The sequence below is a fragment of the Natronocella acetinitrilica genome (genome assembly GCF_024170285.1).
GTDB lineage: Bacteria > Pseudomonadota > Gammaproteobacteria > Nitrococcales > Aquisalimonadaceae > Natronocella > Natronocella acetinitrilica.
Genome location: NZ_JALJXV010000006.1, coordinates 84,206 through 106,697, shown reverse-complemented (window position 1 = coordinate 106,697; position 22,492 = coordinate 84,206). Strand labels below are relative to the sequence as shown.

30 protein-coding genes are annotated in these 22,492 nt (G+C 62.3%); 20 read left to right on the top strand and 10 right to left on the bottom strand.

Annotated features, from left to right (window positions below):
- Positions 1-171: 171 nt before the first annotated feature.
- Positions 172-351: a hypothetical protein gene (locus J2T57_RS13015; RefSeq protein ID WP_253478976.1), complete on the bottom strand. Its 180-nt coding sequence runs from the start codon at positions 349-351 to the stop codon at positions 172-174.
- Complete coding sequence (locus tag J2T57_RS13010) at positions 348-662, bottom strand: hypothetical protein (RefSeq protein WP_253478974.1); 315 nt, start codon at positions 660-662, stop codon at positions 348-350. The genes J2T57_RS13015 and J2T57_RS13010 overlap by 4 nt, the downstream gene beginning before the upstream one ends.
- A 125-nt stretch (positions 663-787) precedes the next feature.
- Between J2T57_RS13010 and J2T57_RS13005 the strand changes: the two genes are divergently transcribed.
- A complete protein-coding gene (locus J2T57_RS13005) occupies positions 788-1,540 on the top strand; it encodes a hypothetical protein (protein WP_253478972.1) in 753 nt (250 codons plus the stop codon).
- On the opposite strand, the gene J2T57_RS13000 is transcribed toward J2T57_RS13005, so the two are convergent.
- Both J2T57_RS13000 and J2T57_RS12995 read right to left on the bottom strand, forming a co-directional pair.
- The gene (locus J2T57_RS13000; protein WP_253478970.1) at positions 1,533-2,153 is read right to left on the bottom strand and encodes a WYL domain-containing protein; all 621 of its coding nucleotides are present in this window, start codon (positions 2,151-2,153) and stop codon (positions 1,533-1,535) included. The two genes, J2T57_RS13005 and J2T57_RS13000, sit on opposite strands and share 8 nt — an antisense overlap.
- 21 nt (positions 2,154-2,174) lie before the next feature.
- The gene (locus tag J2T57_RS12995; protein ID WP_253478969.1) at positions 2,175-2,891 is read right to left on the bottom strand and encodes a LexA family protein; all 717 of its coding nucleotides are present in this window, start codon (positions 2,889-2,891) and stop codon (positions 2,175-2,177) included.
- 90 nt (positions 2,892-2,981) lie between these two features.
- Between J2T57_RS12995 and J2T57_RS12990 the strand changes: the two genes are divergently transcribed.
- The 7 genes from J2T57_RS12990 to J2T57_RS12960 all read left to right on the top strand — a co-directional run bounded on the left by J2T57_RS12990 (position 2,982) and on the right by J2T57_RS12960 (position 10,107).
- The gene (locus J2T57_RS12990) at positions 2,982-3,206 is read left to right on the top strand and encodes a helix-turn-helix domain-containing protein (RefSeq protein WP_253478967.1); all 225 of its coding nucleotides are present in this window, start codon (positions 2,982-2,984) and stop codon (positions 3,204-3,206) included.
- A 128-nt stretch (positions 3,207-3,334) separates the two neighbouring features.
- A complete protein-coding gene (locus tag J2T57_RS12985) occupies positions 3,335-3,697 on the top strand; it encodes a phage regulatory CII family protein (protein WP_253478965.1) in 363 nt (120 codons plus the stop codon).
- Positions 3,698-3,833: 136 nt separating this feature from the next.
- On the top strand, positions 3,834-4,070 hold the full coding sequence (locus tag J2T57_RS12980; protein WP_253478963.1) for a TraR/DksA C4-type zinc finger protein: 237 nt from the start codon (positions 3,834-3,836) through the stop codon (positions 4,068-4,070).
- A gap of 238 nt (positions 4,071-4,308) precedes the next feature.
- Positions 4,309-6,750, top strand: coding sequence for a DUF5906 domain-containing protein (locus J2T57_RS12975; RefSeq protein ID WP_253478961.1), 2,442 nt, complete (start codon positions 4,309-4,311; stop codon positions 6,748-6,750).
- Between the two features lie 302 nt (positions 6,751-7,052).
- Positions 7,053-7,646, top strand: a complete 594-nt coding sequence (locus J2T57_RS12970) for a hypothetical protein (protein ID WP_253478959.1) — start codon at positions 7,053-7,055, stop codon at positions 7,644-7,646.
- Positions 7,643-9,853: a phage terminase large subunit family protein gene (locus J2T57_RS12965; protein WP_253478957.1), complete on the top strand. Its 2,211-nt coding sequence runs from the start codon at positions 7,643-7,645 to the stop codon at positions 9,851-9,853. The genes J2T57_RS12970 and J2T57_RS12965 overlap by 4 nt, the downstream gene beginning before the upstream one ends.
- The gene (locus J2T57_RS12960) at positions 9,841-10,107 is read left to right on the top strand and encodes a Mor transcription activator family protein (protein ID WP_253478954.1); all 267 of its coding nucleotides are present in this window, start codon (positions 9,841-9,843) and stop codon (positions 10,105-10,107) included. Before J2T57_RS12965 ends, J2T57_RS12960 begins: the two co-directional genes overlap by 13 nt.
- A 59-nt stretch (positions 10,108-10,166) precedes the next feature.
- On the opposite strand, the gene nadS is transcribed toward J2T57_RS12960, so the two are convergent.
- Positions 10,167-10,457, bottom strand: a complete 291-nt coding sequence (gene nadS, locus J2T57_RS12955; RefSeq protein ID WP_253478952.1) for a NadS family protein — start codon at positions 10,455-10,457, stop codon at positions 10,167-10,169.
- A gap of 26 nt (positions 10,458-10,483) precedes the next feature.
- Positions 10,484-10,798 carry a type II toxin-antitoxin system RelE/ParE family toxin gene (locus J2T57_RS12950; RefSeq protein WP_253478950.1) on the bottom strand — a complete coding sequence of 105 codons (315 nt, stop codon included), beginning with the start codon at positions 10,796-10,798 and terminating at the stop codon, positions 10,484-10,486.
- 136 nt (positions 10,799-10,934) lie between these two features.
- On the opposite strand from J2T57_RS12950, the gene J2T57_RS12945 reads away from it, so the two are divergent.
- The 9 genes from J2T57_RS12945 to J2T57_RS12905 are packed head-to-tail and all read left to right on the top strand — an operon-like array spanning position 10,935 to position 15,906.
- On the top strand, positions 10,935-11,396 hold the full coding sequence (locus J2T57_RS12945; protein WP_253478948.1) for a hypothetical protein: 462 nt from the start codon (positions 10,935-10,937) through the stop codon (positions 11,394-11,396).
- 6 nt (positions 11,397-11,402) lie between these two features.
- On the top strand, positions 11,403-12,014 hold the full coding sequence (locus tag J2T57_RS12940; protein WP_253478946.1) for an alpha/beta fold hydrolase: 612 nt from the start codon (positions 11,403-11,405) through the stop codon (positions 12,012-12,014).
- Entirely contained in the window at positions 12,011-12,448 is a 438-nt protein-coding gene (locus tag J2T57_RS12935) for a hypothetical protein (RefSeq protein ID WP_253478944.1), read from the top strand. The genes J2T57_RS12940 and J2T57_RS12935 overlap by 4 nt, the downstream gene beginning before the upstream one ends.
- Positions 12,448-12,588, top strand: coding sequence for a hypothetical protein (locus tag J2T57_RS12930; RefSeq protein ID WP_253478942.1), 141 nt, complete (start codon positions 12,448-12,450; stop codon positions 12,586-12,588). Before J2T57_RS12935 ends, J2T57_RS12930 begins: the two co-directional genes overlap by 1 nt.
- A gap of 3 nt (positions 12,589-12,591) precedes the next feature.
- On the top strand, positions 12,592-14,040 hold the full coding sequence (locus J2T57_RS12925; RefSeq protein WP_253478940.1) for an SGNH/GDSL hydrolase family protein: 1,449 nt from the start codon (positions 12,592-12,594) through the stop codon (positions 14,038-14,040).
- Positions 14,040-14,924, top strand: coding sequence for a hypothetical protein (locus tag J2T57_RS12920; protein ID WP_253478938.1), 885 nt, complete (start codon positions 14,040-14,042; stop codon positions 14,922-14,924). Before J2T57_RS12925 ends, J2T57_RS12920 begins: the two co-directional genes overlap by 1 nt.
- Before the next feature lie 9 nt (positions 14,925-14,933).
- Positions 14,934-15,188: a hypothetical protein gene (locus tag J2T57_RS12915; RefSeq protein WP_253478936.1), complete on the top strand. Its 255-nt coding sequence runs from the start codon at positions 14,934-14,936 to the stop codon at positions 15,186-15,188.
- A complete protein-coding gene (locus tag J2T57_RS12910) occupies positions 15,188-15,553 on the top strand; it encodes a hypothetical protein (RefSeq protein ID WP_253478934.1) in 366 nt (121 codons plus the stop codon). The genes J2T57_RS12915 and J2T57_RS12910 overlap by 1 nt, the downstream gene beginning before the upstream one ends.
- Positions 15,553-15,906 carry a hypothetical protein gene (locus tag J2T57_RS12905; RefSeq protein WP_253478932.1) on the top strand — a complete coding sequence of 118 codons (354 nt, stop codon included), beginning with the start codon at positions 15,553-15,555 and terminating at the stop codon, positions 15,904-15,906. The genes J2T57_RS12910 and J2T57_RS12905 overlap by 1 nt, the downstream gene beginning before the upstream one ends.
- Before the next feature lie 71 nt (positions 15,907-15,977).
- Here the strand turns inward: J2T57_RS12905 and J2T57_RS12900 are convergent, their stop codons facing one another.
- From J2T57_RS12900 to J2T57_RS12885, 4 genes are all read right to left on the bottom strand, one after another.
- A complete protein-coding gene (locus tag J2T57_RS12900) occupies positions 15,978-16,277 on the bottom strand; it encodes a hypothetical protein (protein ID WP_253478930.1) in 300 nt (99 codons plus the stop codon).
- A gap of 331 nt (positions 16,278-16,608) precedes the next feature.
- On the bottom strand, positions 16,609-16,923 hold the full coding sequence (locus J2T57_RS12895; RefSeq protein WP_253478928.1) for a hypothetical protein: 315 nt from the start codon (positions 16,921-16,923) through the stop codon (positions 16,609-16,611).
- A gap of 28 nt (positions 16,924-16,951) precedes the next feature.
- Positions 16,952-17,560 carry an ankyrin repeat domain-containing protein gene (locus tag J2T57_RS12890; RefSeq protein ID WP_366519101.1) on the bottom strand — a complete coding sequence of 203 codons (609 nt, stop codon included), beginning with the start codon at positions 17,558-17,560 and terminating at the stop codon, positions 16,952-16,954.
- Positions 17,561-17,848: 288 nt separating this feature from the next.
- Positions 17,849-18,706 carry a hypothetical protein gene (locus J2T57_RS12885; protein WP_253478925.1) on the bottom strand — a complete coding sequence of 286 codons (858 nt, stop codon included), beginning with the start codon at positions 18,704-18,706 and terminating at the stop codon, positions 17,849-17,851.
- Between the two features lie 643 nt (positions 18,707-19,349).
- Between J2T57_RS12885 and gpW the strand changes: the two genes are divergently transcribed.
- From gpW to J2T57_RS12870, 3 genes are read left to right on the top strand one after another with little or no spacing between them, the layout of a single operon-like run.
- On the top strand, positions 19,350-19,601 hold the full coding sequence (gene gpW / locus J2T57_RS12880; RefSeq protein ID WP_253478923.1) for a gpW family protein: 252 nt from the start codon (positions 19,350-19,352) through the stop codon (positions 19,599-19,601).
- Positions 19,602-19,603: 2 nt separating this feature from the next.
- The gene (locus J2T57_RS12875; RefSeq protein ID WP_253478922.1) at positions 19,604-21,205 is read left to right on the top strand and encodes a phage portal protein; all 1,602 of its coding nucleotides are present in this window, start codon (positions 19,604-19,606) and stop codon (positions 21,203-21,205) included.
- Positions 21,202-22,485 (top strand): S49 family peptidase, encoded by a 1,284-nt coding sequence (locus J2T57_RS12870; RefSeq protein WP_253478920.1) that lies wholly within the window; start codon positions 21,202-21,204, stop codon positions 22,483-22,485. Before J2T57_RS12875 ends, J2T57_RS12870 begins: the two co-directional genes overlap by 4 nt.
- Positions 22,486-22,492: the final 7 nt, after the last annotated feature.

Below are 22,492 nucleotides of genomic sequence, written 5' to 3'. Positions count from 1 at the left end.
CGCGGCGCAGCGTGTCAACCGCCCGACGAATCGCAATCTGCGGCGTAGATCCGCCAGCGACTGGATATCCGTCGTCCTCTGTGATCACGGCGTATCGGTGAGCAATCAATCCGCCGCGAAGAACCTTCGTGTCCGGAAAGTGACTTTTAAGGGTGGCAAGATCGGAGTCACTCATCGTTGGGCCTCCGTGGAGTTCTTGGCCGAGAGAAACGGGGCAGGCCGGGGTTCCGCCCCGACCGCCCCAACACCCTCAGCGTGGGTTTGGTACCGCGCCACCAGGTGCGGGATGACCGTTGCCATCAGCACCTCGCGGATGTGCCGCAGTTGGCGTTCGCCGTCTTGTCTGCTCATGCCGCGAGCTCCCTGCGGCGAGCCGCGGCGGCGAGGCTGTTCATCGTGTCAGCCAGATATCCAAGCCACGCAACGTCATCAGGGCAATTGCTGGCCTGTATCGCGGCACCGTGCAGGCACCAGAAGAGGCGAATGTATTCCTCAGCAACCCAGCATCCATCGCGGCCCAAAAGCAGGGGCTGCCAAAACACCTTCCCCGTTATGCGCGCAGCGTCACTCACCCCGTCCGGTGCGGCGTGTTCAACCGGCACCCAGGATGTGACTTTGTGGGTCTGGATCTCTGAAAGGCCTGGCATGGCGTTCTCCTTCATGACGATGCCAAGCTAGCAAAAAGCTATTCACTGCACAAGAGCAAAATGCTATCCATGCTTGTCGCTGCTCGGTGACGGTCTCGGCTACGTTAATGACTTGTCGTGCAGCTGGCAGAAGGCAGGTGGTGAAGATTGAGTTCTATCCGAGTTTTACCTGGGCGGTTCCCGTTGCGTATCGCCGGGCGTTGGCGTGTTGTTCGTTCGAGCAGGGAGACGTGCTCTACGCAGACGCCAACCCTTATGGCCTTTGGCCGAGAGCGGGTTACTCGCCGGACCGCATAGAGGTTTATCTGCCGGAAAGGAAGCGGGGGGTCATCGAGGGGGATACAAACAAGCTCTTCGAATCTGGTTGGGAGCAGCAAGTTCAATACCGCAGGTGGACCAACGGGAAGCCGGTGACGGATTATCCGCAGTGGACTCGACAGGGGAGGCTATATCGCTTTTTGTGGTTGGGAGATTCGAACGAGTTACAGGATGAGCCGCCGGAGACGCTGCCGCCGCTTACCGTCGGCGATCTCCGGTTGAAGCGCAACCACAGCAGGTATTCGGATGTGGTGATATCTGGCAGCGCTCGCAGCGGCACCGGATGCACCTTTGCGGCCGCGATCGATTTGACCAGTGACAGGTCGTTGGGGAAGGTCCGGAATATAGAGCTGGCTGGAAAATTGGACCTTGAAGAGCGGGCCATCATGATCGAAGCAAACACTTTATGGCCTGAAGAACCGGGAAAGTTCTTGCCGACGGTCCAGCTGGCGGTGTTCAGATTTAACGTTGATCGAAAAGCGGCCACCGCCATCTTAAAGCAGGCGCTCTATAAGCCGTCGCCTGGCTCACAAGGGGAGGGGTTTCGCGTGGCGGCCCATGGTGCCTTTATTTGACCGGCTTCGATGGTGCCACGTAGTCGATGAGCGAGCCAACGAACGTGGCGATGGTGCGCAGGTGGTCCTTGTAGCCGCTTTGTGATGTCGAGCTGCTTACCCACTGGAACCGCGCTTCCTCGGAGTATCGAAGCCAGAGTTGGGGACGCTTGTGCAGTTTCCCGTTCTTGAACGCTTTGTACATCTCGATGTGAGTCGGTTTCAGCACCGTGCGCAGGCTAGTGGCCGCGATCTCCCTCGCCTTTCTGCGCGCAACCCAGAGTATGATTTCACGGTGTGCGTGGCGGCCGTAAACGCGCAGCTCGTCGAGATCATCAAAGCTCAGCGGCTCATAGGTCCACGTTTCGTCTCGACCAGGATCTGGCAATGTCACCCCGAGTACGTCCTGCAGCGTCCCGACTGCACCGCTTTCGGCGTCTATGATCTCTGAGGCAATTCGCTCGACGCGAAACTCTCGGTAGGCCTTTCTCAGGCTCGATATTCCTGATAGGTACAGGTGTCCGTTCTTCTCATAGATGCTACGGGCCAAAACTTCACGGGTTGTGAGCTGGCCCTTGCTGTCGCGGTAGTTGAACTGCAGCCACGTCTCGCCCGTCCAAAACTCCTCTCGCATAACCCACCACCCTTAACGCTTCTATCTGCGCAACTTTCTCCTGTGCTCTACCACTGGGCCAATTATCTGGGCCGGATTGTCCGCGTCGACGACGACAGTGGCGTAATCATCGTTCAGAGGCACCAGTTCGAAGATCGGTTCACCGTTGGTGTCGTTACCTCTTGCGCGATACTTTTTCAGCGTGGCTGCTTCATCCGCCTCCAGCTTGGCAACCACGATATCGCCAGGTCTTAAAGCAGCGCTCGGGTCTACGATAATCCGATCTCCTGGCTTGAATTCGTCTGCCATGCTGAGGCCTTCGACGATCAGGGCAAAGGCATGTGGCCCCAACGCTTCAGCCAGCTCATCATCGACGGAGAGGTACTCGAACCCGTTCCCGGGCTCGTGGTCATCAAGAACTTCTTTCGGTGAGCCAGCCTGGATGTAGCTGATAACGGGAACCTTCCTGGGCGATGGCTTCGCCCGCCTAAGTGTCGCCGATCCCTGGGCATACAGTCCCGGATCGTCCTTGGAGGTCCCTGCGGAGTTTGTGTTCAGGCCATCCAGGTGGCCCGTAGGTAAGCCTAGCCGCTGCTCGATCTTTCGCGCCGTCTTGTTCCCGATGTTCCTTTTCCCATTGAGCATCTGCCAGACATAGGAGGGCGCAAGGTCGAGCGTCTCGGCCAGCTCGGCTTGAGTCATGCCCTCGGCGAGCCGCGAAAAGCGCTCCCGCCGGACTTCTGAAATCGTTGTCGCCATATTAGTTCGACAGTAGCAACGTGCTATTGCACGTGGCGACTAGCGTTTAGCTCTTGTGTTGTGAATAGCAAATAGCTAGTCTCTTGCTTCATGTACGCCATCAAACACTACTGGGGCAACCTCAGCCCTGTTGAGAAGAAGGATCTCGCCAGTAAGTGCGAGACGTCGGTCGCCTATCTCTCGCAGGTGTTCAACGGGCATCGGCAGGCCGGGCCACGTTTCGCACAGCGGCTCGCGCGAGAGTCCGGCGGCAGCGTGACCGCGGCTCAGCTTCGCCCAGACCTGGCGGATCTGTTTGCAGAGGACGCTGCGTGACATGAAGGCGGTGCTCCCTGTTTTGAATCGACTGGCTACCACTCGTGGTTCGGCCTTTTTTTTATGCCTGATTCGGGACCGGAAACTTCAGGAAACTCCGTTCCCGTCAGTTTCCGAGGGCCTGGTTTATGGCTGAGAAGCAGATGGAGCTGTCCTTCGAGGGCGGGCTTTTGGATCAGTTCCCGCAATACCGAGACGTGGTTAGGGCTGCAGTCTACGGGTGTGGTCGGCAATTCAAGGCCATTGCGGCAGATCTGGACATGTCGCCCAGTCTGCTGTCGCGCATGCTGGCGGATAACCCTGACGACAACAGGAACTTCCCTCTGGATCGCCTTCCGGAACTCATTGGTGCGACACAGGATCGGCGCCCAGTCTACTGGCTCGTTGAGAGATTCCTTGAGGACCCAAAACGGAGGAAGCGGCAGGCAGCAGACACATTGTGCGAGTTGCTTCCTCGAATAGAGCAGGCACTGAAGGAGCTGGAGCGATGACGCCGGCCTTTCACGCAGCACTACACCAGGCGCGCCGCATCGCTGATGCCGATGCCAAGAGCAAACGCCGCGCCGTCCATGCCTGGGCCGTACTGGTCCGTAAAGCCTTATCCACCAGCCACTCCAGGGGGAAGTAATGGCAGACGCTTGCGATATCGCGACCGACTACACCGAGCGAGAACTGGCGCGGCACCTCGAGGCGCAGCGCGCGCGGGCACGGCTCGCCACTGCCGGTGAGCATTCTGCCATGGAGTGCGTTGACTGCGGTGAGCCCATACCGAAAGCGAGACGCACCGCGCTCCCAGGCTGCCAGCGCTGCGTGCCTTGCGCGGAGATTGAAGAGAGCAGATCCAGTCTATCGGCCAGCCGCTGACATCCATGGCCTCACTATGTTTTCACCACCAGCCCCGCGCCCCCAGGGTGACCAGGTCGTGCCTGTCTGTTGCGCGAGTTGCGTGCGGCGAGCTCCACGGGCATCAACCTGCGTTGCAATCCGGTCACGGGTCCTTCCTGGACCTGGTGAACTTGCGGGGGTTAATGGCGCGAAATTCCGCTAGGGGCTGGGCTCTGGATAAAGGCAACTGCCTGGTTGGCCATGGAGTGCCGGCCTGATGTGGGAGAACCACGATGACGTGCTGGCGCAGGTCCAGTCGCTGGGGCTGCGAGTGGACTCCCTGCAGGTCAACTCCGCGAAGCCGGTCCGGTGCTATGTCGAGGGCGGCGGCCGCGAGAAGCGAGGCTGGTACTGGTTGACCGACTTCCGCCTGCCGCGCCAGGCCGGTGGGGAGGGGCTGTACATCGTCGGCTCCTTTGGCTACTGGCAGGGAAACGACCACAACAAGTACAAGGTCAAGCTTAACCGGAAGGGGCCGGCGCTCACCGATGCCGACAAGAAGGCGATCGCGGAGCGCCATCGAGAGAATGCCAGGCGGGCGAAAGCCGAGCGCGAGGCGGAGATCAAGCGCGCAGCTCGCCGAGCGGCCAACGCCTGGCGGCACTACACGCCCGAGGGCACCAGCGACTACCTGGAGCGCAAGCGCGTGGGCGCTCATGGCGTCCGCTTTGCTCCCAACGGATCGGGCACCATTGCGATCCCCGCCATGGACGCCCCGGGACGGGTGTTCTGCCTGCAGGTCATTCGCGGGAAGAACCGCGGCGGGAAGCTGGAAAAGCAGTACTGGCCAAAGGGTGCCGAGATCGCCGGCAAGTGGTTCCAGATCGGGAGTCCGACAGCTGGCGGCATCTGCCTAGTGGTGGAAGGGTTTGCCACTGGGGCGACACTGCATGAGGCGACGGGGCTGCCGGTGGCGGTGGCGTTCGCGGCGAACAATCTGCAGCCGGTGGCGGTGGAGCTGCGCCGGGCTTATCGAGGGGCGCGGATCCTCGTCTGCGCCGATGATGACTACATCCAGAAGTGCCGCGCGTGCAAGCAGCCGACCCTGGTTGACTCGACTGTGTGCGAGCACTGCGACGAACCCCACGGCCAGGTGAACCCGGGCATCACCGCGGCGAGGGCCGCGGCGGTGGCGGTGTCTGGCGCGTGGGTTGCGCCCACGTTCCCTGGTGACCGCGAGCGGAAGAAGCTCACCGACTTCAACGACCTTTATCACTTTCCGGATGGTGGCCTGGCCTCCGTCCGGGTTCAGGTGGAGGAGGCCATCCAGCGTGCAGGGTGGCAGTCAGTTGCAGGTGGCGCCACCGGCGCGGGGAACCCTCAACGGGGAGCGGGGGGGAGACGTGCGGCGCAGTCCGTGATGTCTGTCGATGATGCGGTGGAGCGATTCCTGCCGCTCGATGACGGAACGGGGAAGTTCGTCTTCGACACGTGGACGCGGAAGATCGCGCACAAGGATCAGATGCTGGCGCTGCTGCCGGCGGACTCGAAGCTCGCAGATGTGAAACGCCATCCCACCTGGATCCACCGCGGGGCGTATTACCTGGATGAGGTCGGATTCGATCCGTCGGGTAAGGATGCGGCGGTGCGGCTCAACACCTGGAAAGGCTGGGCGATGGAGCCGAAGCAGGGTAACTGCGAGACGATCCTGGCAATGCTCGAGTACCTCTGCAGCGCTGAGGAAAACTCGCAGGAAGTCTATGACTGGCTGATCTGTTGGATGGCTTACCCGCTGCAGAATCCGGGCGCGAAAATGTCCAGCGCGGTGATCATGCACGGGCCGCAGGGAACGGGGAAGTCGGCGGTGTTCCAGGCGCTGGCGCAGATCTACGGCGATTACTCGACCGTGCTGAACCAGCGAGGCCTCGAGGACAAGTTCAATCAGGACTGGGTGGAGTCGAAGCTGTTCCTGCTGGCCGAGGAGGTCGTGACCAGGCAGGAGATGTGGCACATCAAGAATGAGCTCAAGGAGCTGGTGACCGGTGACTGGGTGCGCGTGCGCCCTATGCACATGACGGCGTACCGACAGCGAAACCAGATCAACATTGCGTACCTGTCCAATGAAGGCCAGCCGCTGCCCATCGAGAATGATGATCGTCGCCACCTGGTCGTCTGGACACCGCCGCAGCTCAAGGAAGAGTGGTACGACGAGCTCTGGCTTGAGATCGAGAACGGCGGCGTGCCAGCGCTCTATAACTACCTGCTGAACGTCAACCTGGAAGGGTGGCACCCCAAAAAGCGGCCACCGATGACGCAATCGAAACGCGACCTCATCCAGCTCAGCAAGCCGAGCGAGGATCGCTTCCTCGATGAGTGGACCGCCGGCGAGCTGGATCACCCCATCGGCCCATGCGGCAGCAAACACCTCTACACCGCCTACCAGCGATGGTGCCGCGCGAACGGCGTGCGCTTCCCGCGTGAGTCGAACCAGTTCCTGGGGCGCCTCAAAAAGCTGAATGGGTGGAGTAGTGCGCCGAAGTACATCTATGAGGATCTGCACTACGCCGGCTCGCCGCGCAAGCAGCGCATGGTGATACCGCCGCCGGAGGTGCTGGAGAAGGCGCGCAAGGCCAAACCGGCGGATGAAACGCTGCAGGTGTGGCTCACGGACTGTTTTTTCGCCTTCCAGCGCAGCCTGGAAGAGCCGGGGCCGGACTGATGCGACCAGCGATGGAACACATGGAACAGCGGATGGAACAGGGGCAGTCACTTGCAACTGATTGATTCGAAAGCAATGGAACAGATGGAACAGATGGAACACCCCCGCGCGCACGTGCGTACATGTAGAAAACGCGTACACACGTGCGCATGTGTGCCTCGCGTATGCGCGCCCCCCCTGTTCCATGTGTTCCATCTGTTCCATTTTAGAAAAATCAGGGAGTTAGAAAGGCAAAGGGTGTTCCATACCCTGTTCCATGCTGTTCCATCGGCCTCCGGCCTGGTTTTTCTTTGGGGGTTGGCATGAGCAGGGCGGTGTCGCAGAAAGCATTCGCCGACATGCTCGGCGTGAACAAGTCCACGGTCACGCGGGCCAAGCAGGCCGGTCGCCTGGTGCTGGATGGCCATGGGCGCGTGTTGGTCGACGAGAGCCTGGCCCGCTATCACGGCACGGCTGGGGGCAGGGTAGACGTCGCTGAGCGTCATGCTGAGGCCCGCGGTGCGGCGTTGCCAGCGGCGACGGTGACCGGGTTGCAGGGGACGCAACCCCACGGGCAACCGCCCGCAATCGCTGACGACGGGCAGAGCGAGCTGCGGCGGCAGCATAAGCGCGCCCAGCTGTACTACGACAACCAGCTTGCCAAGCTCGAGGGCGCTCTGCGGCGGCACAAGCGCTATCGCGTGCAGGACGTCCAGCGCGAGGCGCTGACCATCGGCAGCGCTCTCAGGGCTGCCCTGGAGCGCCTGGTGGACGAGACCGCGCCGCGGCTCTGCCTGGCGGACAGTGAGGCCCGTGCGGCGATCCTGGCCAAGCAGGTGCGGCGCGTGACCCGCGCGCACAAAGCCGAGCGGCTGCGTGCGGTGCGGCGGCTGCGCGAGCGGGGTGGCGCGCGATGAGTGCCGCAGAGCAGTACACACTCACCGACCTGCAGGCCGAACGCGAACGCCTGAAGGCGGAGCAGGCCCAGGAGGAGTACGAAGCCGCGGTGGCCGAGACCTGCCTGGCTGACGAGCTGTACGCCGCCGAGGCCGCCGCCCACCACGCACTGCTGCAGGGGCTCGCCAACCTGGACGACCGCCTGGTGACCGCGATCGCGGGCATGGAAGACGAAACAGCCATCCACCATGCGCTGTCCGAGGTTATCCATGACGTGCTGCGCGAGGTGGGGGAGAGCGTCAGTGCCGCCACGCAGGACGTGCTGCCCCTGGTCGGCGAGGCAGTGCAGAAGGGCGTGAAGCCGCGCGGGCTGCTCACCGTCAGCCAGTGGGCGGACCGGCACCGCTGGCTTGAGAGCGGCACGAACGCACCAGGGCAGTGGGACACAGACCGCAACCCGCTGCTGCGCGAAATCATGGACAGCCTGAGCGAACACAGCCCTGTGCGGGAGGTGACGTTCAAAAAGCCGTCGGGTATCGGCGGGACCGAGGTGCTGTACAACTGGATCGGCTACATCATGCACCACCTGCAGAACAAGGATCTGCTGCTGGTGGTGCCGACGCTGGAGCTGCGCGATCGGGAGTTCAATCCGCGGCTGCGCAAGGTCATCAACGAAACCACGGTTTTGAAAGATCTGGTGAGCACCGCCAGCCGCAACAAGACCAACCGCGACGACCTGCTGGAGTACGGCGCTCGGGCGCGGATCATCAAGGCCGGCGCCAACAGCGCAGACAGCCTGCGCAGCTCCCACATTCCCTACGTGGCGAAAGACGAGGCCAGCGCGTTTCCCTGGGACGTCGGCGGCGAGGGTGACCCCGATCGCCTCATCGCCAACCGCCAGCGCACCTTCACGCGGGCGAAAACCTACAACTGCTCAACGCCCACCATCGAGGGCGCCTGCCGCATCGACCGCGGCTACCAGCGATCCGACCAGCGCACGCCACACGTTGCCTGCCCGCACTGTGATCACAGCTTCTACATGCAGCGGAAGAAGCACCTCAACTGGAAGACGGCGCCGCCGCGCGAGGGCGACAGCGGTCAGGCCGAGCTAGTCACCGATGCCTGGGTGAATTGCCCCGAATGTGGCGGAGAGATCCGCGAGGCAGAGAAGCCGCCGCTGTTGGCCAACGCCAGATGGGTGCCGAAGCGCCCGCACATCAAGCATCACCGTGGCTACACGGCCAACTCGCTGTATACGCCGCTTGGCCTCGGCCTGACCTGGAAGCAGATCGCCCAGGATGCCCTCGATGCCGAGGGCGACGATGCGGCCATGCAGACCATCGTCAACACCTACGACGGCGAGGTCTGGACAGAGCAGGGTGACAGCATCGACGACCTGCAGCTGATGACGCGGCTGGAGAATTACCAGCGTGACGAGCTGCCCATTGTGCTGGTGACCGCCGGTGTCGACGTGCAGAAGGACCGACTGGAGGTCACCATCACCGGCTTTGGCGCAGGCGAGGAGGCCTGGCTGCTGGATCACCTTATCCTGCCCGGCGAGACCGCGGAGTACGGCGAGGGCGCGTGGCTGGAACTCGACCCCGCGCTGGAAGACAACGGCGTGCAGTACTACTGCGTGGACAGCGGCTACAACGCCGACGCCGTCTATGCCGCGGTGGATGGTAGGCCTTACGCGTGGGCCATCAAAGGCATCTTCGGCATGAACCGCCCCCTGGTCGAAGACGAGCGCCGGCGACGGCAGCGCCGGCGGTACCGTCGCAAGCGTGGCGTGCCAATCGAGCCCATCGGTGTCGACACCGCGAAAAGCATCCTCTACGCCCGCCTGAAGTTGCCCGCAGCGCAGGGCGCGTGCCCGGGTTACATCCATTTCGCCAACCACCCTGCATTCGATGACGAGTACTTCGCGCAGCTCGGCGCCGAGAAGCTGGTCCCACGCCGCCAGCGCGGGCGCACCGTGCTGGAGTGGCGGAAGTTTCGCGCCCGCAACGAGGCCCTCGATTGTCTGATCTACGCGCTTGCGGCCTGCCGGCTGAGCGGCGTGGACCTCGATGCCGAGGCGAAGGCAGGGCGGTTCGTCACGCTGTCGGCGGGCGAGTACCAGCGGGTGAAGCAGGAGGCGGCCAACTCGTCGGCCAAAGCTGAGAAGCCTGCCCGGCAGGATGACACTACCACCTTCTACGACGCGGAGGACCCATGGCTGACCTGAAGCAGGAGCGTCTGCTGCGCGAGCTGCGGTCGGAGATCGTGGCGAATGCCGTGCGGCTGGGGGTGTCGCCCGATGTGGCCAAGCTGCTCGCCGGCAGCGTGCAGACGCGGCTGGACCTGATGCACGGCGGCCTGGACCGCAAGGCGGCGCGGAACCGCCAGGTCCGGCGGGAGTTCGATGGGCGGAACCACCGCGAGGTGTGTAGGCGGTGGGGGATTAGCCGTAGTACGTTGTATCGGATCTTGTCGACGTGAAATCGCTGTCCAAGGCAAAGCAAAACGCGCTATCGGAATCCTTCCAATAGCGCGTCGGTTCACGAAGACAGGGCTTTCAGTACATGCTCAGGGTCTTTGGCGATTGCCTTCAGTAACGCCTTTGCTGGCCCAGTGGGCTCCCGCCTTCCTTGTTCCCAGTTTCGAAGCGTCCCTACCTCGACTTGTATGACGCGTGCGAACCGCTGCTGAGAAAGTCTCGTGCTTTTGCGTATGTTCTTCACAGCTAGGGCATCAACAGTGAACTCTCTCGACGGTTCTCGTTCACCTCGACTGATCTCATTCATTTGCTGCATGCTCTCGACGAGATTGTCGAACAGCTCTTTATCCAAAGTGGCTTCCTCCTGATCCGGCCTGATTACCTCCACTCTTCGTTCAATTGGCGGATTATTTTTTTCTGATCTTCTGTCAAGTTTTCTTGGCTGGCTTTAGCGTAAGCCAAAAGCAGCCGAATCTGATTGGCTGCGGCAAAGTGATAGTAGATAACGCGAATACCTCCGCGTGTACCTTTCCCGATACCCCGCCATCTTGTTTTTCGAAGCCCGCCGGTACCGGGAATGACCGGACCCACCTCCGGCGTTTCTGCTAGACGTTGCTGAAGCGCCAAATATTCGTCATGGCTCAACAGCCGATCTATTTGCCTCGTGAAAATGATGGTCTCTACAAAGATCATGGACGGCCATGGTACGTCCGTGGCGTACATGCGTCAATGGCGTACCATAAAATCCCATTCCCTGCCGAAATGAGACACCGCCCCCGCTACCGTCCCACAGGTAAGCCCCGCAAACCTGTGACCAGCGGAGGGCGCCATGCCTGTCACCCTGCAACGAATCCTTGCCAGCATGGCCCTGGTGGTTGTGCTGCTAGCGCTTGCCGGCTGCGCCGCGCTCAACACCGTGGCCGAGCGCCTCGATCGCGATTCCCTCGGCCTGCAGCTCCTCGCCTCGCAATCCTCGGCGCGCTTTGTCGACGCCGGCAGCGACCAGGCGGTCCGCGCAGCTGAAACGATCGGTGCCATCGAACGCCTGCGTGATTACGTCGATGCCGCCGACACGCTCACGATGGATGAGCTGATTGCGGAGGCCGATCGGCAAATTCCCTGGCATCGCCTCTCGCCCGCCGACGAGCAGCTGATCCGCGACCTTTACCTGCTGTTCCGCGAGGACATCGAGCGAGCCCGCGCGGCTGGTGAGCTGAGCGATGATGCCGTGGCCAACGTCCATGCGCTGCTCGATAGCTTCGCCCGCGGCGCTCGGCCCTACTTGCGGTAGCCGCGCATGAGCGTGCCTGTCGTCCTGATCCCCGGTATTCGCGCTTGGCACCGTGGCGAGCGCCAGCTGGGTGGGCTGCGGGATGCGCTGCGCTGGCATGGGCTGGACGCCCACATCGCCGGTTACTCGATCCTGCTGCCGCTCAGCAACCGCACGGCCATCAACACCGTCATGGCAGTAGTCGATGCGCTGGGCGGGCCGGTCGACCTGGTGGGCTTTTCCAACGGTGGCGTCACGGCCATCCAGGTCGCGGAGCTGGGCGCGCCGGTGCGCAATCTGCACCTGATCTCAGTGCCGCTCAACGGCCGCCACGAAATCCCTGGGCAAGTGCAGAAGGCCACCGTCTACCACGACCGCAGCGACCGGGCCATCACCGCCGGGCGCTGCTACGGCGCGGTCACCAGGCTCGCCCCGTGGCGCTGGCGGCGGCCGCACCTGTACTGGCGCGCCGACATGGGCCGCCACGGCTACCAGGGCGACGACCCCCGCGTGCGCAACGTCGAGCTGCGCGGCGTCGGCCACGCCTGGTATGACCACGCCGACAAGGTTTCGCGCATCGCATCCCGCATTGCACGGCAACACGCCGCCACCACACAGCCCCTGGAGGCCACCGCATGATGGGTATTCTGTATCGCATTTTGATCGCCGCCTGCTTCGCCTTCGCGGCGATCGCTTTGGCGCATGCCGGCCAGCCCACCGACTGGGAGCCGCCTGTCATCCCCATCGCGTGGGATGGCCCCGACACGCGGATGGACGGCACGCCGCTCGACCGCGCCACCGAGGTGAGCCATTACACGCTGCTCTGTGGCACGGAGGAGGGCGGCCCGTATGACGCCGCCAGCTACCAGATCCCCGGCCTCTCCGACGAAGGCGAGCACGATGCCGACCTGGTGGAGTTCCTTCCCGAGCCCGGCACGTACTACTGCCGCATGACGGCAACGGACACAGACGGGCTCACGAGCAACTACAGCGCGGAAGAACTAGAGCTCACCCGCGAGCAGGCCCCGCCCGGCAGCCCGACGAACGTCGTGACGTTCCGGCTGGAGGATTGATGCCGGTCTACCGACTCACAGTGATGGCCGAGTTCGAGTCCCAGGCGCAGGCCGAGGACGCCATGGCACAGATGCAGGCGCGGGCGACCAATACGCGTGTGTCTGGCATGGGCGGCGATTGTACGCAGCGGGGGGTCTAGCCCATGCCATTTATCGATTTATTTGATCGCCCGGATAGCAGCACAGTCGGTAACGATTGGGTCGATAACCTCGGCAATATATTCAGTATCGAGGCCGCCCGCCTGCGCTCTGCGAACACGAGCAGCACTCCTAGTGGATTCTCACAGGCCCGGTCGCATTTTCTGTTTCGTCCGGCAGCCGAGCAATCGCTTGATCAGGACTATGAATTTGTTCTAAAAGCCACGAGCGACGATAGCGTTAATTTTGGAGTGGCTGCACGGCATCAAGCTACTGACTTGATCAACACTGGCAAGGAGGATGAGAACAGTTTCTGGCTAATAGGGTTTTCGTACGCAGGCGACACCGAGTTGCGTTGCGACTGGTGGCGCACGGTAGAAAACAGCTCCACCAACGTATCCATTGACAATGTCACCTTGCCGAGCAGAATCGATCTGCGCATCCGCATCCGCATACGCGGCGCCAACCCCACAGTATTCACGGCGGACATCTTCCGGGCGGACAACAACGAATTCATAGCGCAGCGCACCCGTGAGGATTCGGCGGGGGTGCAGGTGGCAGGACGCTACGCCATGGTCGTGTGGGGCGTTAGCAGCACCATTGGCAATACGTTCGTTGATTACGTGAGCTACGCCCCGGACCTTGGGCCTGTTGGCGACCCGGTTGACGACCCCGACCCGGACCCCGAGCCAACGGTTAAAAGCGTCTACGTGTTGGGCTCTTCTACTGCGGACGGCAACTCTGTCGCTACCGGGGAGTCCTGGCCCGAATTGTTGGCGGCGGAAGAGGAATATGCTGTAACGAACTTCGCGAGCAGCGGGGAGACAATTACTTACTCGGCCCCGGACGGCTATTCAGTGCTGTCTGGCTGGTCGGCAGTTAACACGACCGCAAACGTCACGGCGGCTATTGCTGCGGGTGCAGACCTGATTGTTGTCAACTTCCCCAGCAACTGGGCTAACCCCAGCGGAGCCGATGGCACGGTCGAGCAGTACATGGACGTCGCACGCGCCATCCGGGACGCGTGCGTGGCTGCGGAAGTCGATTACCGGTTTTTTGAAACGCAACCACGTAACTTCAACCAGGAAGCGCGGGACAAGCTGGCGGCCGGGGCCGTGGCAATCAGCACAGAGTTCGGCCCGCGTGCGGTGCAGATCTACGACGAGCTGGCGGACACAGACGGCACGTTCAAGTCTGAGTATGACTCCGGTGATGGTGTGCATCCGAACGCGGCTGGTCACCAGTTCTTGTTTGATCAGCTACTGGCTAGCCTGGAATCCCCTCCGAGAATCAAGACTCTCAGGACGCTGCAACACCCAGACTGGATAACAAAGCCGTCCGAAGATGTGCCGGAAAACCGGCTTGCAGCGGAAGAGGTGGACGACAATTTCCTTGCGCTCTGGGAGCACATCGAAGCCCTTAGGTTGCGAGTTGAGCAGCTGGAGGGCGGTTGATGCCTGCGTATGTGGAAAGCTATTACGTTGATGGCTTTTACGTGCAGACGGGCGCCGAAGAGGTGCTTGCACTCAGCGTCGCCTCAGCCGCCCACGGCCAGACCAGCGAAGCCGCCGCGCTCACACAAGCCAGCCAGCTCCAGCCGGGCAGCACCGACCACGCGCAGACGAGCCAGGCCGTCGACCTCACGCAGGCCGTTGTGCTCACCGCAGCCAGCACGGCACACGCGAAGTCAGCCACCGCACCGGCGCTGACGCAGGCCGCCGTCCTGGCTGTCAACGACACCGCCCACGCGCAGGCCTCCACGGTCGCATCGCTCTCGCAAGCCGCGCAGCTCGCCGTTGCCGATGCAGTGCAGACGCACACCGCCCTGGGCGTGCCGCTCACGCAGAGCTACGTCCTCGGCGTCGACGATGGCGACCACGGTCACTACGCGACAGCGGTCACCCTGGGTGTTGCCGGCATCATCAACGTAGCCGATGCGGTGCACGCGCAAGCCGCCGAGGCGGCACCACTGACGCAGGCGCACGTCATCGCAGTCCATGACACCGCGCATGGGGTGAGCAGCACAGAGCCCGCGCTGTCGCTATCCGTCGTGCTGCAGCCGCTGGATGCTGCGCACGGGCAGGCAAGCACCGCGCCCATGCTCACCGGTGCCGACGTGCTGGCGGTGCGCGATGCGCTGCATCAGCACGGCAGCCTGTCGCCGGATCTCATCGCGGACGCCGTACTGGTTGTCAGCGATGCACTGCATGCGCACCTGGCGCAGCAGGTGCCATTCCCCGACGGCGTATTCCGCGCCGGTCGGCTCATGATCGTCCAGGGCCACGAGCGGCTGATGGTGGTGATGCCATCTGCGCGGATCGTGGCCGTGAAGCACTAGGAGGGGCCAATGGCCGACGACGTAGCAGACAAGTTCACGGTGAAGATCGACTTTCGGGCTGATCACCGCCAGTACGAAGACGGCAACACCCACAGCCGGGCGAAGCTCGGCATTTCCGGCGACAGGGTGCTGCGCTGGCGGGAAGCTGGCTGGGTGGATGTCGACGGCATGGAGCCGGGGCCGGAGGCCAAGCCCGGGCCGGTGAAGATCCAGCCGCGGGATATCGAGATCGGTAGCAACAACGTCAAGCGGGGTAAAAGCTGATGGCGCGCAAGGCAGATGACTATTACCTGGATGGCACGCTGGACCGTGTGGCCGAGACGGTGCGTGTCACTGTATGTGCGGGCGAGCCCACCAACCTGGCCGATCTCAGCAACGTCGCACTGGCGGATGGCACGCTCACGGCCGGGGACTGGGCCAAAAGCAACGCCAGCCCCGATGGTCGGCGGGTTGATATGGACCAGCAGCCGGACCTGGCAATCGATGCCAGCGGCGAGGCTGATCACGTCGTGGTCGATGAGGGTGACAACATCTACGTCACCGTCTGCGACCCGCAGATGCTCACCGCCGGCGGCACCGTCACCGTGGGCACCTGGGGCGTGCGCGTCGCCGCACCGGCTGCGCCGTAATGTCGGCGCTGATTCACGAGGGCAGGGAAGCCCCGCAGGACCCGGTGCGGTGGGATCCGGACAACCGCGAGTGGGTGAGCATCAGCTGGGCGGAGTCTGTGGCCCGCCATGGTGCCATTCAGGCCAGCGAGTGGCGGTTGCCCGACGGCTGGACGGCACACGACACACGCACGGATGTGACCGTGTACGATGTGGACCAAACGGAGTACGCCCACGCGAACCAGGTTGAGGTGTCAGCGGAGTCCGCCGAGGAGGCCCTAGCCGCGCGCTTGGTGCTGTTCACCAACCGCGTGACCTTCGCCGACGGCACCCAGCTGGACCGCAGCGCGCGGTTCTGGGTGGCGGAGCAGTAGGTTTGTAGTGCCACTCCTCCATTGCCCGCCCTGGTGGCGGGTTATTTTTGCCGTGATCTGCAGCGAGGAATCTAGCGATTAATCTCAGACAAAGACTCAAAAGCGGCACAAATTACTACTAGGGAACCTCCGCCAAATACCGCTGTAAAAGAAAACTGTTGGTCCAATAACCATCTCATCACGGAAGCGACTCCGTGCCAGTTCTCCGCGGTGTACGGCCATGAAAAAGTGATATCAAAATAAAGAAACACCTCGTCGTTCGATATTGGTATCCAATAGCCTTGCTGCAGCCAGAGATAGGATTGGTAAAACAAGGCGCAGAGTCCAGCTACTGCGATGCCAAAACCGATATTTTCTATAAAATCAGACATGGTCCCAAGCCTTCAAAAAAGCGATACTAGTCGGTAAACCGTAACTCACTGCCTGTGTGTCAAACATGAGAACATCGTCACGCATACTTTGGGCACCATCCCCGCTATTGCCCCAAATGTAACTCCCTACGGCAACGAGGTGGAGGTGTCCGCAGCGTTGGCTGAGGAAGGTGCAGCGGCGCTCAGGTGCTGTTCGCCAATCGCCTGATGTTCGCCGACTGCACCCAACTGGACTGGAGCGCGCGGTTTCGAGTGGCAGAGGAGTTGGGCCACCAATGGTCTACGAGGTTTCTATGCAATTTTTTCCCGTATGCGAACAGCCATGAGTCGTTTAAGCGGCGTCTTCCAGAACCTCCGCGAAAAATCCGGCGACGAGCCCTGCGGCGGCCACAGCAACCATCAGCGGAATGCTCAGGATCCAACGACCAACCGCCGCGAGGCCATGCCAATCGGCTGGGTCGTTGGCGCCTGGGTAGCTGTAGCCAAAGTACGCCAGCCCGTCTCCGAGTGTCGGCATAGGGAAATAGCCTGAACGCATCCAGATGTAGAACTTGCCTGCGACAAGCGCGAGAAAAATGCCTGCGCCAGCCCAGTACACCGCGTTTGAAAACATTGTATTTGGGGCCTCTCCATCAACTGGATCCATCGCCTTCCGAGCGCTCAAGATTTTGCCGCTAGCGTTTTCTTCGCGACGACTTTTCAGCCCGGCTTTTCAACTCGGATTTGAGATACTCCTCAACAACTACTGTTGTAACAGCAGCGCCGACGCTGTCTTTGCCCCCGAAAAGAAACCTCACCAACGGGTAGAGACCCAGGCACGGAGCGATCGTCATTACAAGCAACCCGCCAAACATGATTGCCTCGGATATCAAATAGACTCCGAGAGCGAGAGTAAGGGCAGCTGAGAAGTAGAATACCGAAGATCGAACTCGAGTTACGCAGTTGCCGGAAATGGAAAGGACCGTCTCATAAGGCCACGGCGTATACTTATCATTTGACAATGAATTCGCGCCGGCTGCACCAGCAAAGGGATCTTCGGGTTTCAGATTAGTAGCAGCCTTCTCCCTAGCATCGGCCAATCGATCCCTGATTCGCCGATGAACGTCACTTACCGCCGCGCGGCGCGCGGCATAGTCCTCCGCATTTGATGTCTCCCAATTGGCGTCCTTTAACTGCGAGTTGGCGCCAACGTCGAGGAGTCGCTCGACCTCCTGCAGATCGCCTTTCATGGCGGCCCTCATGAGTGGCGTATGTCCATTTTCGTCGTAAGCATTCGGGTCCATGCGCTTGCCCGTCGCCTGAGATCGTGGTGCCCTCAACATCCTGCTTCTGGAGCCATGCGAACTGCACTGGCTTGCAGCGCACATTTTCCCATTCCCTGCCGAACTGAGACTACCGCGTCGGCACCCTGTATGCCATGGATGCAAGCGCGCTGGCCAAGTTGCCGATGGAAACCCTGGCGTCTCGCCTTATCGAGGTCAATAAGGCCTGCATCATCTGGCCGCCGGCGCGCGAGAGCAATACAGGTGTTCCATTGCACGCCTTGGTGGTGGGTTATCTTTTAAGGCTCTTCAGCCGCGGTAGCTGCAGTCGTTCTCAAATCCGGAATGCAGCAGGCTGCGGAGATCGTCACCCGTGTAAGTCTTCGTGGAGTCATCCATCAGCGTGACCTGCACTTCGTCCAGCTCGAAACAAACGATGGAGTTGTTGTAGAGCGCTCTGTCCCATGTCTGCCATCGTTCTCTGGCATCGGGATGAACTGGCCCAGTTAGGCGAAGGAGCGCGTAGTCTCGACGACTTAATTCGTCTCTGACCTGATCACCCACCGCGTTGTAGGGAGATACGGCGAAGCGAATGTATTTGAGCTCTGGGCCAGTTGCCGGACTTCGAAACCCGACGCGAATGCCTACCCCACCAGCGGTGTCAGGGCCTTTCGGCACAATACCGGTGACAACTAACTCATCGTCCCGATGATTCGAGAATTCGTCGATCTCTGGTGGAAGATCTGTTGCAACATGGGGACTCGCAAATCCATCTCGCCTGGTGGGCAAGTAGGCAGGCTTTCCATCGATTTCAACCTGCCACCACTGCCAATTGCCGGCGTCCGAAACCCCGAAGACCTGTATCGCTTTCGGTTCATGGCGACTCGCACGGATGCGGGGCAACGCAGGAGAGGACAGCGTTGGCCGAAGGTGTGGGTTCTCAGAGCTGATAAGCACGATGTATTCGTTGCCGTCATCTGGGACAGTTTCGTTAGGGAAGCTCTCGCGTTCGACGCTCGTTGGAGTAGCGGTTGCAGTGGCTGCCGCGCGGTCCTCGGTGGGGGACGTTGCGAGGCATCCCGAGAGGAATACCATTGCTGCGATCAGGAGAGCCAGCGTGACTCTCCGACCACGTAGGCCGTCATCCTTTAATTCGAAGACAGGCACAGTTCTGATTCCTGCGCACGCGACGATGTTATCGTCGCGGCGGTTCCAGGCGTGGTCCCGAGGCAAGCCTCTTCCATTCAGCGGAGGGCTCCATGCGGTGCTGCAGCTCCCACTCTCCGTAGTAGCACCAATCGTCGTGATTAAGGTCATGCCGTACGGCTCCGTCATGCAGGGCGATAAGACGGTTGTTGTTCTGAGCGAGAACGGGATCCCGCCACGAAAGAAACACTCCGTCCGGATGGAAAACCAACATTCCTCTGGGGACGACTAGCCAGGAATCTGCCGCCATCAAGCTGTCGGGTGAAGTTAAGGCGAATCGTGTTTCACCCCCCAGTGCCGCCCACGTGTCGTTCAGGTTTTCCGCTCTGCGAGTGACGAACTGATTATCCAGTGATACTGCTCTTCTCCAATCGGCTTGATGCTCCCGCGGGTCAGTCCACGGAAGAAGCAGAGTATAGGTGAGCGCTCGCTGCTCCCCGTCGCGCGCTCCAGGGAAGAGCCCGAAGTAAACTTCGCCGTGCGTCGTGTCGGTGAGCCGAACGGCCCGTGTAAAGGGTGAGGTTTGGTGTAGCGGCATCCAATATTCTCCAACTTTTCCCATTCCCTACCGAAATGAGACTACCGCGTCGGCACGCTGTATGCCATGGATGCAAGCGCGCTGGCCAAGTTGCCGATGGAAACCCTGGAGTCTCGCCTGACCGAGGCTCATGAGGCGCTGCACCGCCTCGCGGTGGGTGACCGCGAGGTGCAGGTGTCGTGGCGCGACGGGCGCCGCAGCCAGTGGTCGGAGATCACGCCCGAGTATCTCAACCGCTACATCGCGGCGCTGGACAGCGCCATCACCGCCAAGCGCACCAGGCGCCCGGCCCGCGCGCCGGTTTACCTGGAGTTCTGACCATGGACGGGCTCACGTACAAACGCGGCAAGCCGGTGGTTCGCATGCAGGGCGGCGAGCTGGTGCCGGTTGAGGCTACGTCCCACGTGGCTGCCGATCGCAGCGACCGCACCATGGCGAGCTGGGATCCACCCGCGCTCTCCGCCGACGCGGATCTGCTCCACGAGCTGGAGCCCATGGTCTCGCGTTCGCGGGACTTGCACCGCAACAACGGCATCGCCGCCGGCGGGCTGCAGACCTACAAAGACAACATCATCGGCCACACGCTCAAGCTGGCCAGCAAGCCGCACTACAAACTGTTGGGCTGGGAGAAGGAAGCAGCCGACGCCTGGGCGCGCGACACCGAGGCCGAGTTCGAGACCTGGGGCAAGACGCCGGAGTGTGATGCGGAAGGGCAGGAGAACCTGCTCGGCCTCACAATCATGGCGCTGAGCGACGGGATGGTAAATGGCGCAGCGCTAGCCATCCCAATGTGGATCCCCCGCCCCGGCGCGCGCTGGAACACGCGCATCATGATGGTGGAGGCGGATCGCCTCAGCACACCGCCCTGGTTGCGCCACCGCCCGGATATCCGCGGTGGTATTCAGCGCGACGCCTACGGCATGCCGACGTACTACTGGGTGCAGAAAGAGCACCCCGGCGACTACCTGGCCCTGGGCTACGGCCTGCGCAGTGCCGTGCAGGAGTGGGAGCGCATTCCCGCATTCACGCCTACTGGGCTGCCGCGCGTCATTCACCTGCACGACAAGGGCCGCACCGGCGCCAGCCGTGGCAAGCCCATTGTGTCGTCGGTGATGCGTGAGTTCCGCATGGCCGGCAAGTACCAGACCACGGAGCTGCAGGCGGCGGTGGCCAACAGCCTAATCGCCGCGTTCATCGAGGCCGATATGGGCACCGACGGTGTGGCCGAGCTGCTTGGCGGCCAGCACCGTACGATGGCAGGCGCCAGCGGTGCCTGGCGCGAGGCCATCAGCGAGTACCGTGCGCCGCTGAAAGGTGGTGCGGTGATTCCGCTGCCGCCGGGCGCGAAGCTCTCGCCGTACACGCCCAACCGGCCTGGCGCGGGATTCGGCGCGTTCATGGAGTCCTCACTGCGGCACATCGCAGCCGGCATGAACATGCCCTACGAATTGCTGATGAAGGACTTCAGCAAGACCAACTACAGCAGTGCTCGCGCGGCGCTCCTAGAGGCCTGGCGCTTTTTCCTCGGCCGTCGCCGCTGGATCAAGGACCACTGGCTGAACCCGCTCTACACGATCTGGATGGATGAAGCCGTCGCGCGGGATCGATTGTCCGCTCCTGATTTCCTTGAAAACCGCTACGCGTACACCCGCTGCAACTGGGTGTTTGCCGGACGCGGCTGGGTCGACCCGGTGAAAGAGGCCAACGCCGCGAAGATCCGGATGGGGGCTGATCTCTCAACGCTCGAAATCGAGTGCGCCGAGCAGGGCCTGGACTGGGAAGAGGTCATCGAACAACGGGCTCTGGAGCGCAAGCGCATGCGTGAAGCAGGGCTGCTCGAAGAGGCCGAGCGCGACACCAGCGCCATGGATACACCCAGCGATGACGAGCGCCCGGGGCAACCGCAGGAGCAATCCGCATGACGCGTTACCCGCACATCGCCTCTCGGCTTTTCAACGTGCCGCTGATGGTGCACCCCGCCAAGCTGGACGACATCATCGCCGGCCTGGCGCCGCGCCTGGGGCTGTCGACAACGGACGTGCTGCGGGGTGACCTCTACGACACCCTGCCGAGCGAGAAGCGCGAGCCGGGCTACCGCGTGCATGACGGCATCGCGGTGATCGACGTGTTCGGTGCGCTCACCCATCGCGGCCGCATGGAAGCCGACTCCACCTACCTCATGGGTTACGGCGACGTGCAGCGCCGCATTGACCACGCCCTGGCGGATGCCGGCGTGCGCGGCATGGTGCTCAACATCGACAGTCCCGGCGGCGAAGTGGAGGGCGCGTTTCAGCTTGCGCACGCCGTGCGCCGGGCCAACGCCATCAAGCCCACCTGGGCCGTGGCCGAAGGCGCAGCCGCCTCGGCCGCCTACCTGCTCGGCGGCGCCGCCGGCCGGGTGATTGCAACAGAAACCTCGATGGTCGGTTCCATTGGCGTTGTGATGCGCCATGCCGATTTTTCCGTGGCGCTGGAGAAGGAAGGCATTGCCATCACGCCCATCTACGCCGGCAGCCACAAGGTGGACGGCAACCCCTGGGAGCCGCTGCCCGAGACGGTGCAGGCCAAGCTGCAGGCCGACGTTAACGCGCTGTATTCGCGCTTTGTCGATGTGGTGGCGGCCTATCGCGACAAGGATCCGGACAAGATTCGAGCCACCGAGGCGCAGACCTACCTCGCCGCCGATGCCCTGGACCAGGGCCTGATTGATTCCATCGGCACGCTGCACCAGGCGGTGGAAGAACTGCAGCAAGAGACCCGATCCGGGGGCCGCGGCTCCCTGCAAGCAACTGCCAGCGGAGGTAACACCATGGCAAAAGAGAACGAGCCGCTGTTCACCAAAGCGGAAGTCGACAAGGCCCGCGCCGAGGGCGAGGCGGAAGCCGAGGCGAAGCACGCCGAGGCGCTGGCATCGGCCAAGGCCGAGGGCCGCGATGAAGAGCGCGCCCGCGTCACGGCCATCTTCAACCACGAGCACGCGCAGGGCCGCACGGGGCTTGCCATCAAGGCCATCACCACCGGCTTGAGCGTTGAGCAGGCCGGCGAGTTGCTCGGCGCTGCGCCGCAGGAACGGGCCGCCCACATGTCGAGCCTGCAGGCCGTCGGCAACCCCGACATCCGCCCGGACGCCCAGGACGACGCGGAGCCCGAAAGCCCGCATCGCGTGGCGGCCTCCTGGGATCACGCTTTCGGTCGGGCATGAGCCGGCT